Source organism: Undibacterium sp. GW821-FHT07F11 (assembly GCF_059418665.1).
On the sequence record NZ_JBWKQH010000010.1, the window covers coordinates 250,849 to 264,678 of the forward strand.

Annotated in this window: 17 protein-coding genes and 3 tRNA genes; 17 read left to right on the plus strand and 3 right to left on the minus strand. The window is 50.4% G+C overall.

Features of this window, described 5'->3' with window-relative positions:
* Positions 1-64: 64 nt before the first annotated feature.
* The 17 genes from AC07OI_RS24250 (at position 65) to AC07OI_RS24330 (ending at position 13,214) form a co-directional block, all read left to right on the plus strand.
* Positions 65-913, plus strand: coding sequence for a four helix bundle protein (locus AC07OI_RS24250; RefSeq protein ID WP_495259005.1), 849 nt, complete (start codon positions 65-67; stop codon positions 911-913).
* On the plus strand, positions 910-2,208 hold the full coding sequence (locus AC07OI_RS24255) for an RNA-directed DNA polymerase (RefSeq protein WP_495259006.1): 1,299 nt from the start codon (positions 910-912) through the stop codon (positions 2,206-2,208). The genes AC07OI_RS24250 and AC07OI_RS24255 overlap by 4 nt, the downstream gene beginning before the upstream one ends.
* Complete coding sequence (locus AC07OI_RS24260) at positions 2,205-2,357, plus strand: hypothetical protein (RefSeq protein WP_495259007.1); 153 nt, start codon at positions 2,205-2,207, stop codon at positions 2,355-2,357. Before AC07OI_RS24255 ends, AC07OI_RS24260 begins: the two co-directional genes overlap by 4 nt.
* On the plus strand, positions 2,354-2,710 hold the full coding sequence (locus AC07OI_RS24265; protein WP_495259008.1) for a VVA0879 family protein: 357 nt from the start codon (positions 2,354-2,356) through the stop codon (positions 2,708-2,710). The genes AC07OI_RS24260 and AC07OI_RS24265 overlap by 4 nt, the downstream gene beginning before the upstream one ends.
* Positions 2,707-4,632: a DNA cytosine methyltransferase gene (locus AC07OI_RS24270; protein WP_495259009.1), complete on the plus strand. Its 1,926-nt coding sequence runs from the start codon at positions 2,707-2,709 to the stop codon at positions 4,630-4,632. Before AC07OI_RS24265 ends, AC07OI_RS24270 begins: the two co-directional genes overlap by 4 nt.
* The gene (locus AC07OI_RS24275; RefSeq protein WP_495259010.1) at positions 4,629-5,237 is read left to right on the plus strand and encodes a hypothetical protein; all 609 of its coding nucleotides are present in this window, start codon (positions 4,629-4,631) and stop codon (positions 5,235-5,237) included. Before AC07OI_RS24270 ends, AC07OI_RS24275 begins: the two co-directional genes overlap by 4 nt.
* A gap of 247 nt (positions 5,238-5,484) precedes the next feature.
* Positions 5,485-5,646: a hypothetical protein gene (locus AC07OI_RS24280; RefSeq protein WP_495259011.1), complete on the plus strand. Its 162-nt coding sequence runs from the start codon at positions 5,485-5,487 to the stop codon at positions 5,644-5,646.
* 48 nt (positions 5,647-5,694) lie between these two features.
* Complete coding sequence (locus AC07OI_RS24285; protein WP_495259059.1) at positions 5,695-6,390, plus strand: hypothetical protein; 696 nt, start codon at positions 5,695-5,697, stop codon at positions 6,388-6,390.
* Positions 6,387-6,650: a hypothetical protein gene (locus tag AC07OI_RS24290; protein WP_495259012.1), complete on the plus strand. Its 264-nt coding sequence runs from the start codon at positions 6,387-6,389 to the stop codon at positions 6,648-6,650. The genes AC07OI_RS24285 and AC07OI_RS24290 overlap by 4 nt, the downstream gene beginning before the upstream one ends.
* Positions 6,651-6,671: 21 nt before the next feature.
* Positions 6,672-7,241 carry a hypothetical protein gene (locus AC07OI_RS24295; RefSeq protein ID WP_495259013.1) on the plus strand — a complete coding sequence of 190 codons (570 nt, stop codon included), beginning with the start codon at positions 6,672-6,674 and terminating at the stop codon, positions 7,239-7,241.
* Positions 7,242-7,361: 120 nt separating this feature from the next.
* Positions 7,362-7,883, plus strand: a complete 522-nt coding sequence (locus AC07OI_RS24300) for a hypothetical protein (RefSeq protein WP_495259014.1) — start codon at positions 7,362-7,364, stop codon at positions 7,881-7,883.
* Complete coding sequence (locus AC07OI_RS24305) at positions 7,880-8,254, plus strand: hypothetical protein (protein WP_495259015.1); 375 nt, start codon at positions 7,880-7,882, stop codon at positions 8,252-8,254. Before AC07OI_RS24300 ends, AC07OI_RS24305 begins: the two co-directional genes overlap by 4 nt.
* Complete coding sequence (locus AC07OI_RS24310; protein WP_495259016.1) at positions 8,251-10,002, plus strand: DEAD/DEAH box helicase; 1,752 nt, start codon at positions 8,251-8,253, stop codon at positions 10,000-10,002. The genes AC07OI_RS24305 and AC07OI_RS24310 overlap by 4 nt, the downstream gene beginning before the upstream one ends.
* On the plus strand, positions 9,999-11,180 hold the full coding sequence (locus AC07OI_RS24315) for a phage Gp37/Gp68 family protein (protein WP_495259017.1): 1,182 nt from the start codon (positions 9,999-10,001) through the stop codon (positions 11,178-11,180). Before AC07OI_RS24310 ends, AC07OI_RS24315 begins: the two co-directional genes overlap by 4 nt.
* 5 nt (positions 11,181-11,185) lie before the next feature.
* Positions 11,186-11,923 carry a hypothetical protein gene (locus AC07OI_RS24320; protein WP_495259018.1) on the plus strand — a complete coding sequence of 246 codons (738 nt, stop codon included), beginning with the start codon at positions 11,186-11,188 and terminating at the stop codon, positions 11,921-11,923.
* Positions 11,924-11,969: 46 nt separating this feature from the next.
* Positions 11,970-12,179: a DUF4224 domain-containing protein gene (locus tag AC07OI_RS24325; protein ID WP_495259019.1), complete on the plus strand. Its 210-nt coding sequence runs from the start codon at positions 11,970-11,972 to the stop codon at positions 12,177-12,179.
* Between the two features lie 3 nt (positions 12,180-12,182).
* Complete coding sequence (locus tag AC07OI_RS24330; RefSeq protein ID WP_495259020.1) at positions 12,183-13,214, plus strand: tyrosine-type recombinase/integrase; 1,032 nt, start codon at positions 12,183-12,185, stop codon at positions 13,212-13,214.
* Between the two features lie 77 nt (positions 13,215-13,291).
* Here the strand turns inward: AC07OI_RS24330 and AC07OI_RS24335 are convergent.
* From AC07OI_RS24335 to AC07OI_RS24345, 3 genes are all read right to left on the minus strand, one after another.
* A tRNA-Leu gene (locus AC07OI_RS24335) sits at positions 13,292-13,384 on the minus strand.
* A 76-nt stretch (positions 13,385-13,460) separates the two neighbouring features.
* A tRNA-Cys gene (locus AC07OI_RS24340) sits at positions 13,461-13,534 on the minus strand.
* Positions 13,535-13,643: 109 nt separating this feature from the next.
* Positions 13,644-13,719 (minus strand) — tRNA-Gly (locus tag AC07OI_RS24345).
* Between the last annotated feature and the right edge of the window lie 111 nt (positions 13,720-13,830).

Sequence of the window (13,830 nt, forward strand, 5' to 3'; positions counted from 1 at the left end):
CTCTGATCACTGGTTCCTGGTCACGGCAAAGCTGTGACCAAACATTGTAGATAAATAAACGATTATGCCAACCACACAATACCCGACGCCTGAAGAGATGTCCAAGCACCACATCAGTTCTTTCAAAGGAATAGATGTAGGGCTCGGCGAGGCGGATCCTGTAGCGGCAATAGCTGCGAAACTTGAAAAACAATACCCTGATCATTTGATCCTGGTACAGGCAGGGAAATTCTTGCACGGTTATGACCGCAGCGCGCACGCTTTGAGCGTATTGAAACAGTACAAAGTCAAGCTGGTGGGTACATCGAGCGATCCACATATCCGTGTAGGCTTCCCGGCTGGTAATTTCAAACGGAGGCTGTGGCCAATTGTTGAGGAGTTCGGTATTCCCTACGTGGTTGCCCTTGGTCGGCAGTCAACAGGGCATGCTGTGTTTGTATCTGATGAAGCCTCACAACACAGCTCAGTGCTGGCATCCGTTTCATTAGACATCGTAAATCAGGTTATATCTGATTTGCAGCAGCGCGGTGAAATCAACAAAGCCAGCGCCAAACAGCTGCTCGCAAACCCAGATTCATCTGGTTTCAAGCTGAAGTCTCAGGCACAAGAGCTTGACCTGCAGCTGATGCAAGACATCATTAAGATGCCGCGTGATATCCGGGTTACCTATGGCGAGAACATTCGCGTGTGCATGGCCAGAATCATGCATGGTGTGTTTGCCTATGGAATGGAAATCCATAAATCGCCTTTGCTGACGAAGATATCAGCTGATGTTGATTTGCTGAAGCACTATCTTTCCCAGGCTCCACGGCTAAACAAACTCAAGTTCGCATTTGAACACCGAGTTGGTTTAGCGGTTGAACTTGGCAGGCTGCTGGGAGGCGTCATTCGCGCCTCAAAGGAGTCATCATGATCAACAAACAAGGGGATTTTCTGGAAAGTCCAGCAATGCGCTCGTACGGGGCGGCTACTGGAACTCGGACGACAATGCGGGCGTCTTCAATCTCAACAACGACGATCCGCACTACGAGAACGACAACATCGGCTTCCGCTGACCCAAAAATTACACGCTTAGGCACTGAGCATGCTCATGTAAAGCCATCTATTATTGGTCGAAAATCTCCTGGTGAATCACCAAAAGCAAGGCAGCAAGCCAAACCGAAAACCGTTGCAGGGCTTACGAGCGCTGCAACGGGATCCGGTAGCCAATCAGTTTTTGCCCGACTGACCAGCCTCGATAATTTGTATCAATGCTGGTTAAAAGCGAAAAAGAACAAATCCGCAAGTATTCGCGTTCAGCGCTTTGGTGATGATCCCCTGCGCTACCTGACAACGATTCAAGAGCGCTTGCGTAACCGGGCATATACGTTCGGACCATACAAGTCATTTACTGTGCGTGAGAAGAAATTCCGTCATGTTGTTGACGCGCCAATGAAAGACAGGATCGTCCACTGGATGCTGTATGACTACCTGCTCCCTATCTGGCAACCACGCTTTATTCACGACACGTATGGCAACTTGCCAGGCCGTGGCACACATGCGGCGGTAAAGCGTCTGGCCCAGTTTGCACGTGGTCACTCCAGTACCTGGGTTTTGCAATTGGATATCTCGAAGTATTTCTATTCAGTTAATCATGAAATATTGAAATCCAGGGCACTGCGCTTTATTGGAGATCATGAGTTGCGTGTGCTGATGGGTAACCTGGTTGATTCCTTCAGGACAGACAATCAATACGATGACCTGTTTGACGTCGACAGCATGTATCGCACGACTGCAGCGAAGGGAATGCCGATCGGGAACTTGTCATCGCAGCTATTTGCAAACGTCTTTCTCAATGATTTTGATCACTGGATGAAAGAAGAATTGCGCATCAAGCACTATATCCGCTATGTCGATGACATGGTCATCCTGGCTGATTCGCCACAGTACTTGCGCAATTTACGCGATGCGATCGTTGCAAAGCTAAACGCCGACGGCCTGACCATTCACCCAAAGAAGATACGCCTCGCACCAGTTAAGTCAGGCATTCCATTCCTGGGCTATGTCGTCTGGCCAAATCATATTTCAGCCGGCCATTACGTCCGGATCCGGTACATCCACCGATTAAGGCAGCAAGAACAGCAAGGAAAAGATTGCTGTGAGGCGCTTGCCGCCTACTCGGCAATGTTCAGACATACAGGATCAACCATATGCAGGAAATCAACATGATCATCAGTAAAGATCTTATTAAACGCGAATACCTGCACATATCAAAACACGAAAAACCCGAAGCAGCAGTGCAATGGACCGCACAGAAGCTGGGGGTTTCAGATGACTGCGTTAAAGAAGCAATAAAGGACCTGGAGCAAACAGCATGAGCAACTCAATAACAATCACCCATTCCGCATGGATGGCAGAGGGGAAAAGGATCTTTGGCCCGGATCCACTCAAATGGAAATTTGTCTGCCCCTCCTGCGGATACATTGCAGCAGTCGAAGAGTGGCGAGATGCGAAAGCGCCGGAGGGTGCCGTAGCGTTTTCATGCGTAGGTCGCTACACCGGATCAACAAAAGAGATGGGCGACAAAACTGGCGGCCCTTGCAACTACACATCTGGCGGCCTGTTCAACATTAGTCCAGTGACAATTATTCTTGAAGATGGCAAAGAAAGCAGCGCCTTTGCATTTTCACCAAATAAAGAATCTCCTACTTCAGAGGTCGAATCAGCATGATCATCGAGAAAGATATCAAACATTTCCACTTCTGCTGTGGTCTCGGTGGTGGCAAGAAAGGCTTTAACAAAGCCAAGCCTCGCGTGGGAAACATGGTCGGCAAGCTGCGTTGCATTGGTGGTGTGGACGTGGACCCTGCCGCCATTCGCGATTTTGACAAAATGGGCGATGGTAGACCTGGCACAGTTATGGACTTGTTCACCCGCGCGCAATATATTGCCTTCCACGGCAAGCAACCTCCTGAAGGTTGGAAAGAAGTAACACCGGTAGATATCCGCCATGCAGCCGGCAATGAAAGCCCTAACATTGTTTTCATCAGCAGCCCTTGCAAAGGAGCATCTGGTCTGCTGAGTGAAAAACTCAGCCAGACAGCCAAGTACCAGGCACTGAACGAACTGACGTTGCGCTGCATCTGGCTCATGGCCGAGGCCTGGCAGGACGACCCGGTCGAACTGATTGTATTCGAGAACGTGCCTCGACTGGCAACCCGCGGACGCCACCTGCTTGACCAAATCAACCAACTGCTGCACCGATATGGATATGCAGTTGCAGAGACAACGCACGACTGTGGCGAACTCGGTGGCCTGGCTCAATCACGCAAGCGATTCTTGCTGGTTGCCCGGCATATGGAGAAAGTACCGCCGTTCTTGTACGAGCCGGAGAAAAAGCGCCTGGCTGCAGTCGGTGACGTTCTTGGTCGCATGCCTATGCCTGGCGACTTGGCTGGTGGGCCAATGCACCGCATACCTCGGCTGCAGTGGAAAACATGGGTGCGCCTGGCATTTGTCGAAGCCGGTTCAGATTGGCGCAGTCTGAACAAGCTCGCGGTAATTGATGGGCACCTGAGTGATTACCTGATCGTGCCCGAGTACCGTTCAGATTACCTTGGTGTAAATGAGTGGGATAAACCTGCCGGGGCTATCTCTGGCCGTGGTGGTCCAAGCAATGGTGCCTACTCAGTAGCGGACCCACGCATGGCAACTACAGCGGAATACAGCCAATACGGCGTATTGCCATGGAACGAACCAACGGGTGTAATCAGTAGTCAATCTGCACCTGGTGGTGGAAAGTATTCCGTTGCTGATCCCCGTATGCCTGAGAAAGCGAATAGGCAGAATGGAATGTATCGGGTAGTCAAATGGGACGGCCAGTCAGGATCTGTTACCGGGGCATGCCATGTGGCTGGGGCTGCGATGTCAATCGCTGATCCTCGCCGGATGGGTCCTACATTTGGCAAATATGCTGTAACTCAGTTTGATGAGCCAGCCGGCACCGTTATCGCTGGCAGTACAACTGGTCAAGGCGCATTCGCAGTTGCAGACCCGCGAACCAACTGGCCAGACTCTGCCCATGGCAGCAAATTGAAGGTGACGCCGTTTGACCAAGCAGCGTCTACTGTGACTGGGTCGCGCTTTGGCAGTGGTGCCCTGGCGGTGGCAGACCCACGTACAAGCATGAATCGTAAGTCAGGCGATGCTTATTTGACTGGCGGCCATTATGGCGTAGTGCCATGGGACTCTGCCTGCGGAGCCGTTAGCGCATCGGCTGGCCTAGACAATGGCCGCTGGTCGGTTGCAGATCCTCGCATTGTCACCCTGCCCGCCATGGATGAAAAGACGATCGCCATTATTCAGTCGCTTGACGGTACTTGGCACCGTCCTTTTACTACCCTGGAGCTAGCAGCACTGCAAAGCCTGGTCGATCCAGAGGAAATGCTGATATTGGATGGGCTGTCTGACAGCGCCTGGCGCGAACGCATCGGCAACGCTGTGCCACCGGCAGCTGCGGAAGCGATAGCCGAAGTCATGGGTACAACCCTGCTCCTGGCCTGGTCTGGTGAAACTTTCGTGCTGTCTGCCATGCCAATCTGGGTGCAGCCTGTTGCGGTGGCCCTCTCTGTTGCTCAAGGAGAATCACCGTGAGCGCAAAACATACGCCAGGCAGACTGCACTACGCAGAAGGCCGAGATGCGTACACACATCAGTTAAGGGATGAATCAGGCAATTTCATTGTTGCTCAAACATCCCAGTCCAGCAACCCAGTCCATGAAGCTGACGCTCGTCGATTGGTTGCATGCTGGAATGCCTTCGATGGGATCGCCATAGAGAAATTCCAAGGCAAGACAGTCACCGAATATATGTGTGAGCAGGCTTTCTTGGTTCACGCAGGTGCCGGGGAAAATAGCTTTGATATGGAGATCAAAGGAGGCGCATGCATGGTGATGGCCAGCTGCTTTGCTGGTCAGTTCACGGGGAGCGGCGCAACCAATTTTCTTGAAGTGGGATTGACTCATCCGGATATAGGCCCCTTTACGGTCACCATTCAGAGGGTCGAAGGAAGATCCCCGGCTTTCTTGAAGGCTGATGCCGACCGAAGCCGTGATAAGGCCATGGCGATGCTTGCGGACTGCCTACAAGGATATGAAAAGGCAATTTCAACCCTTGATGATGCCGGGATCCCCACATCGAAAGATGAAATTAATACTACTAAGAGAATACGCAATTTTTTGAAAGGTGAATCATCATGACATCGAAAACTCATCAAGACTCAGGATCTCGGAATGACCACCTGCATGCAGAGGCATTTTGCCTCATGCGCTATACATGCAAGTTGTGTCAACACAGTGAGACCATTTGGAATAGCCGTGATGGTGTACTCCCTTCGGCACCTCTTGCCCTTCTTGCGGGCAACCTACCCTTAACCATAGTGATTTTGGTTCTGACAAATATGCACCTGACCATAAACCACACAAAGGTCAACGTGTCTGGATTTCCATGACGCTCGAGCGTGCTGAGAAGCTGGCTAAACGCATGATTTTGTCACGGATCAAACGGGGCACAGAAGCAAATAACCTGATCAAAAAAGCTGCAGAGCGGTATTACAACAATGGTATCGAGCCTGATTTGCGCATTGAAGGTTACACCGAACAGAACTGAGTTGCTTACCCAGATTAATAACAAGTAGAAATCATGTCCAATTTATCAATTAAAGAACGGCCAATCTTGTTTTCCGGTCCCATGGTGCGAGCTATTCTCGGCGAAATTAAGACACAGACGAGGCGCGTGATGAAACCACAGCCCGAGCCTGACGCAGACCAACCAGGTAAGCATAGGTGGCCAGCCGACACGTTTCAAATGATGGTCGACGTCGAAGGCGAGTTGCAGTATTACACCGGCATGGCCGGCGATTGCTGCCCGTACGGTTCAGAAGATGAGCGAATCTGGGTGCGTGAAACCTTTTTTGCGTATGGCCGCTGGGTGACTCGTTACAGCGAGAAAAAGAAGCGCGACGAGTGGCACTTTATAGATGCGACCGTCGAGTGTGGCCGCGCATATCAATATGCCGCTGACAATCCTGACGTATCAGTCGCGACGTGGAAAGGCGGAGCGCCTGGCTGGTACAAGCGCCCGGCTATCTTCATGCCGCGCGCGGTTAGCAGAATTGACCTTGTCATTACCAAAGTGCGCGTTGAACGACTGAATGACATAAGCGAAGACGATGCAAAGGCTGAAGGTGCACCAGGCTATGAGGAAGGAATAGACCCTCACCCTCCAGATGATCATTGCGAGTGGTCGTATCAAGCATCATTTCGCAGGCTTTGGGAATCAATCAATGGCGTCGGCAGTTGGGCAAAGAACCCATGGGTTTGGGGCGTTGAATTTCGGCGGGTGGTGCCATGACATGCAAACACCTCAAATTTGATGCTGTGGTACGAGTAGCCCGCATTCAAGACATTGGCCGATACATTGCGGAAATCCGCGTGAAATGTATCGAATGCGGCACTCCCTTTCAATTTCAAGGCATCCAGCCTGGCATGAACTATAACGGGCCAACAGTTAGTCTTGATGGACTGGAAGCAAATTTGCCAATTTTCCCTGATGGGCAGCAACCTAATCCTTTGCAAAACTTGATGGGTTACACAATAAAAAACACCAACTGATGCGGACTCGAAGGTGAAATTATGAATACAGGTATCAAAGACTTTACCCCTACAAAAGAAACGATCAGCCTGCATGGGCTGGGATTCATCCAATTGAAATTAGGTGGAAATCAGCGCATGCATGTTTGGCATCCTGATCTACCCAAGCGCGATTGCTACGAGCATTCAGCCATTCATAATCACCGATTTGGCTTTCGCTCACGTGTTCTCAAAGGCATGCAGGTAAATCAACGTTGCGACCTGGAGATTGTGAAGCCAGGTACTGGATCTCATGTCTTGATAAGTCATAACGGTCCACGTAGTGATAAAGGCGGAAGGGAAAGCTTTCCGGTTGCAGACGTAAATATTTTCTTACGTGAAATCGAGATTTACGGCCCTGGTCAAGAATATGACATGCCCGCGCTGGAATATCACCATACGCCCTGTCACGGTATTGTAGTAACGATCATGCAAAAGCTGGCGGAGTGCGGCATACATGCAAACAGTGTTTGTCAGCGTGGCGTCGAATTTCATACCGACTTTGATCGATTCCAGCTGTCGCCGGCGCAGCTGTTCACTTTTGTTGTGGACGCACTTTCTACAGAGGTCTGAGCAATGATTACAGCATTTCCATTAACTTGGCCAGAAGGTTGGCCGCGCACCGCTCCAGGCACATTTAAGATTGGTCGCTTCAGCACCAGAAGGCAGCACGCAGGGTCCACGTATGCCAGGTTGGAAAACATTACAGTCTCTGAAGCAGTGGATCGCCTGCTGACAGAACTGGAACGGATGGGCATCGACCGCCAAGACATCATTGTCAGTACAAATATTAAAACTCGTCTGGACGGAATGCCACGCAGCGGTGAAAAAACACCATCTGACACAGGCTCAGCTGTCTATTGGCAAACCCGGGCAGGCGCAAAGCGTGTAATGGCAATTGACCAATACGGTGACGTTGCATCGAATCTTGCTGCGATAGCAGCCACCCTGGACGCAATGCGCGCCATCGAAAGACATGGTGGCGCCCAGATACTGGATCGTGCATTTACGGGTTTCACTGCCCTACCCGCGCCATCGGCAAAGCGTACTTGGCGTGAGGTCATGGGTATAGCAGGTAACCCGGACCAGCAATTCCTTAAAGACCAATTCCGCAGCCTTGCTTCTGTCAGGCACCCTGATAAAGGTGGTAGCGATCAGGCGATGGCAGAACTGAATGTTGCATATGAAGAAGCCAAAAAGGAATTGGGTATATGAGCAGCGACATGATGCTTCGCAGCCTAGTCGAAACTTTGCCGCGATTTTCCTATCGGTATTCAGATGAAATCTCGCTGCATGAGGCTATGGCAACTGTCTTGACTGATGCCGGTATCGAATTCCAGCGCGAGGTAGTGGCTGGACCGCGTGACCGGTTCGATTTCTTGGTGCCACCGGGCATTGTTATCGAAGCGAAGATCAAAGGCTCCATGTCAAAAGCACTTATACAGATCAACCGCTACGCTGCGCGCGACGATGTCAAGGCTGTTGTTTTGGTAACGACGAGGTTTTGGGGATTAACCAAAACTGGTGCGCATGAACTACATGGCAAACCCGTTCATATTATAAAACTGCAAGGGGCATCGTTTTGAATCTCTACGGAAACGTTACATATGCTGGATCACAGTGGCTGATTGCTGGCGAGCCGTTCGTAAAGACCCGTCTGAAGCGTCTTTTCCCGCGCGCGCCGCAGCAAGCTGCAGATGTTATCCGCATTTCCGCAACGCCAGAAAATACCAGGGATTTGCAATGGTTTTTGCAACGATATCCTATGGAGGTCAATCGTCCAGACATGATGGACAAACTGGCTGCCCAGCACTTTGAGATTGAAAATAGATTGGCAGATCTCATGGCAGGTCGCGAAAAGCCAGCCCAGATTGTACTGGCAGAACCACCCCGCCAATATCAGGAGTTTGCTGCTGCCATGTTGGAAGTAAAAGGTGGTTACCTGCTCGCTGATGATTTGGGTTTGGGTAAAACAGTCTCCGCCATCTGTGGAATGGTAAATACCGATAATCTGCCGGTCTTGGTGGTATGCCCTGCTCACCTACCCAGACAGTGGATGCAGATGATTAACCGCTTCGCCCCAGCATTGAAGTGTCATATTATTAAGAAGGGCACGCCTTACGACTTTATCCCGAAAAAACGTAGCCGGTCAGCCCAGGCTGAATTGCTGCCTCCTGAGATGCCTGACGTAATTATCACGTCTTATCACAAACTGCGTGGCTGGGCCGAGACGCTGGCTGGAGTCGTCAAGTATGTGATATTTGACGAATGCCAGGCGCTGCGCAGTCCAGGCACAAACATTTATTGCGCTGCACAGCATGTAGCGAATCAAGCACCCCGCAGACTTGGGCTCAGTGCAACACCGATTTACAACTACGGTCATGAATTCCACCATGTGATCAGTATATTGGCACCCGATAGCCTTGGTGAATACAGCGAGTTCATCCGAGAGTGGTGCACAGCTGAATACGGCGGTAAGGCCCGTCTATCAGATGCAAAAGAGTTTGGTGCCTACTTACGACGTGAGGGCATCATGCTCCGCCGCACACGTGCTGAAGTCGGGCGCGAATTGCCAGATCTGTCCAAGATCATCCACGAAATTGAGGCTGATTCTCACGCTCTCGATGCACTCAAGACCGATGCTGTATCGCTGGCCAAGGTCGTTTTGCGTCACAACGAGCAGTTCCGCGGCGAGAAAATGCAGGCTGCCGGTGAATTTGACGCATTGATGCGCCAGGCGACTGGCATTGCAAAAGCTCCTTACGTTGCAGAATTTGTGAAGCTGTTGCTCGACAGTGGTGAGCCGATAGTGCTTTTCGGCTGGCACCGCGCCGTTTATGAAATCTGGATGGAAGCGCTGGCCGAATTCAAACCAGTTTTATATACCGGCTCGGAGTCAGCAAACCAAAAGGCAGAATCAATAAGTGCCTTCCTCGATGGCAGAGCCAGGATCCTCATCATGTCGCTGCGGTCTGGAGCTGGGGTCGATGGCTTGCAGGGTTACTGCAATACCGTGGTATTCGGTGAACTCGATTGGTCACCAGGTGTACATGAGCAATGCATCGGCCGTGTCCACCGAGATGGCCAGGATGATCCTTGCGCAGCGTACTTCCTTGTCTCTGACAGTGGTGCCGACCCAATTATGGCGGAGGTATTGGGCGTAAAGCGCGAGCAGATCGAATCTGTCCGGAATCCAGACTCAGCACTTATCGAGCGTATCGATATCGGCGAAAACAATATTCAGCGTCTTGCCCGTGACTTCTTAGCCAGGCGTGGTGAAGCATTGCCACCACAACCAAGTGTAACCATGATTCATGAAAAGGTAACTCCATGAGCGAAAATACAAAAATTGAATGGTGCGATCACACGTTCAATCCTTGGGAGGGATGTCAAAAGGTTGGCCCCGGCTGTGATCATTGCTATGCAGAAGCCCGCAATGCTCGCTTTGGTGGTGGCACGGCACCAAACTGGGGACCCGGAGCACCACGCCGCAGGACATCTGCAGCAAACTGGAAATTGCCAGTGAAGTGGAACCGTCAGTTTCAATTAAAGCAAAACGCCTGGGATAAATTCGTAGCGTCAAATCCTGGCATGAGCAATCAACAATTGACCACGGCAGGATTCATTAAACCGATACGCCCTCGTGTGTTCTGCGCAAGTTTGGCCGACGTTTTTGACAATGAAGCCAACCCTGAATGGCGTACTGAACTATTCGCCCTCATACGCTCCACACCCTACCTCGACTGGCTGTTGTTGACGAAGCGCGTTGGAAACGTAGCCGCAATGGTCGAAGTCGCAGGAGGCTGGCCAACAAATGCTCAGTTGGGTATCACGATATGCAATCAGCCTGAAGCTGACCGTGACATTGCTAAAGCTTTGGCAATCAAAGAACAGTTTGATATTGGTGTTGTCTTTTTAAGTATGGAGCCGCTGCTTGGCCCGGTCGACATCTGGCGCTGGCTTACTCCAACGGGCATCCATTGTCAGGATGTATGCCCGGACACTCAATACGTGAAGCAGGAAGAGGTGGAGACCTGGGAAAACGGTAGAGGCGAAATCAATCCACATTGTCCACGTTGTGGAGAAGTGGCTTCCTGGACTGGTTATGATCCGGGCATCAACTGGGTAATTGTCGGAGGCGAATCTGGACCAGGTGCCCGCCCAGCACATCCAGACTGGATACGCAGCTTGCGTGAGCAGTGCGACGAAGCTGGCGTGCCGTTTCACTTCAAACAATGGGGTGAATGGCATACCAAAGCATTTCAAATGTCGACGGGAGCAGCTGTGTTCCGCCAATTCGATAACTATCAACAGTGGGTCAATAAGCCACAGTGGATAAACGGCGGCATCTGTCTTGATAAACATGGCACTGAACTGAAGTCTGGTGGTGACATGGCACGAGCTCGTGATTCAAATTCCTTCCCAGTCACGATCATGCATAAAGTTGGCAAGAAGTCCGCTGGTCGACTTCTTGATGGGGTTCAACACGACGGTTTTCCAGAAAGCGAGTAAAGAACATGTCTCAATATACTCAGCGCATCATCGCTCTCATCAAAGAATGCCCAGGCATCAGGCTTGTTGAAATAGCAGACAAAATTGATTGTGATGTCGAAGTAATAGAACCGGCAATTAATGAGCATGTCCTGATTGGGATGATTATCAAAGAGGATATTCTAGCCCCCAATGGTCGCATGCAGCCTTCTTTCAAAATGGCGTCAGCTACGGCATTTAAACCAGCGGTGCCTGAACGTACAAAGATTGACCTGGCCATGGACTTTCTGATTGCTCATAACGGCAAGGCAACGGCGCAGGAGTTGCATGATGTCATGGGTTTGAGGCCTGGCGCTCATGTGGGGCCATACCTGCAGGAATCGATTAAACAAAACAAGATACACAAGCGTGCTGACGGTTTTTACTACCTGGGAATGTCACCTGATGATGAGACCCCAGAAGTGCCATTGGTCAGGAGAAATGCCACAGTTCCTAAACCTGAAGCAATCAAACAAGCAGAAAATGCTTCAACAATTGCTCAGGTCTTGGCAAACCCAGGATCCCAAATAACTATGATTGAAACTGTGCGGCCATGTGAAGCCCCGGATACACCTTTGATCACAGATAAGGCAAAGGAGTTTGCATGCGCATTATGGTCAGACGGTGCGATCGAGATACAGCGACGTGGAGAATGCATTGCTGTTTTGCAGGAAAGTGAATTGAACCAGTTGGTCAAGTACTTTCAGCGAGTAGGCATTTGCTGATTAATTGATATGAGAATCAAAATAAGGCAATACCAGGAGGTTTAATATGAGTATGTTCTTGAGTGCAGATGAAATTGTCACACTCACTGGCCGGAAGGTGAAAAGCAAGCAAATTGAAGCACTACGTGCGATGGGTATCCCGTGCAGGGTAAATGCAACTGGTCACCCAGTTGTCACATCTGCATCTGTAGAAGGTCAAAAAAACGCACCACCTGAAGTAAAAAAATGGGTGCCAAATGTAATGAAGGCGGCATGAGAAATGGGCAGAAAACCGAGTAGAAATCTCAATCTTCCGCGTGGCATGAGAGCCCGCCATCGCGGAAAATATGGGACATATTACACTCTCGATACCGGTGAAAAACCCCGTCGAGAGATTTCGCTCGGCAAGGATTATGTTCTTGCGGTACAAAAATGGGCTGAGCTTACAAAGGCCAACGCCCCTGTCAGTCAACTTATAACATTTCGCTATGCAGCGGAGGGTTACGTTCGAGATCGATTGCCAGCAAAAGCCCCGCGCACACAAAAGGATAACTTGCGAGAACTGGCCTGGCTGTATAAATTCTTTGACAATCCTCCATCACCATTAGAGCAGGTTGATCCTATACACGTTCGACAATACATGGACTGGCGTGTCAGCGCTAAAGTACGCGCCAACCGCGAGAAAGCCCTATTCTCTTCAATCTGGAACTACGCCAGGGAAAAGGGATTAACGAATCGCGAAAACCCTTGTAAAGGTGTCAAGAATTACAAAGAAAAAGGAAGAGATATTTATATCGATGATGAACTTTTAACATTGGTTTATAGCTTCGCTGAAGTCCCGTTGCAAAATGCACTTGATCTAGCATATTTAACTGGGCAACGCCCGGCAGACGTGCTGAAGCTAAAGCGGTCAGATGTAAAAGATGGGGCTCTTTGGATTCGTCAAAATAAGGGAAGCGCGAAACTGCGGATCAACATCGAAGGCTTACTTGACGATGTTATGAAACGCATAAGTAGTGCCAAAGTAATGAGCCTTAAATTGCTGAACAATATGAAGGGGGAGCCTTTGACGCAGTATATGCTGCGCGGTGCATTTGACCGGGCAAGGGCTGCGGCGATAGATGCACATCCGGAGATTGAAAAGGAAATCAAAGCCTTCCAGTTCCGCGACTTGCGTGCTAAAGCAGGGACTGATAAAGAAGAGAGCCAGGGAATGAACGCTGCGCAAGCGCAACTTGGGCACACTACTCCGACAATGACCGCTCACTATGTCCGCCATAGAAAAGGCAAACTTGTTAACCCGACAAAATAATTTTGCGGAAACAACCTTAATTTGCGGAAAAAAAGAATCGGAAAATGTTAGTGAGTACTATCAAAGAAATGTAATTGTGGTGCCCGAGGCCGGAATCGAACCGGCACGCCCGCTATTAACGAAGCGGCGGATTTTAAGTCCGATGTGTCTACCAGTTTCACCACTCGGGCCCACTACTACAACCTGCTTAGCGAAACGCTAAGTCGGGTTCTGGAAAAAAAGCGCTCTAAAAGCGCTTTTTGTATTTGGAGGCGGGGGTCGGGATCGAACCGGCGTCTACGGCTTTGCAGGCCGCTGCATAACCACTTTGCTACCCCGCCAGGGGTGCTATCTCTGCATATCGTCTAGTATGATTTTATCACGCTTGATGATTGCTGAAATGCGGTGCAACTTGAACAAAAAAGGGAAGCCTTGCTTCCCTTCAGAATCTGGAGCGGGAGAAGAGTCTCGAACTCTCGACCTCAACCTTGGCAAGGTTGCGCTCTACCAACTGAGCTACTCCCGCAGATGTACTGCTGATACTTCAGGTACTACGCCATTTTGGAGCGGGAGAAGAGTCTCGAACTCTCGACCTCAACCTTGGCAAGGTTGCGCTCTACCAACTGAGCTACTCCCG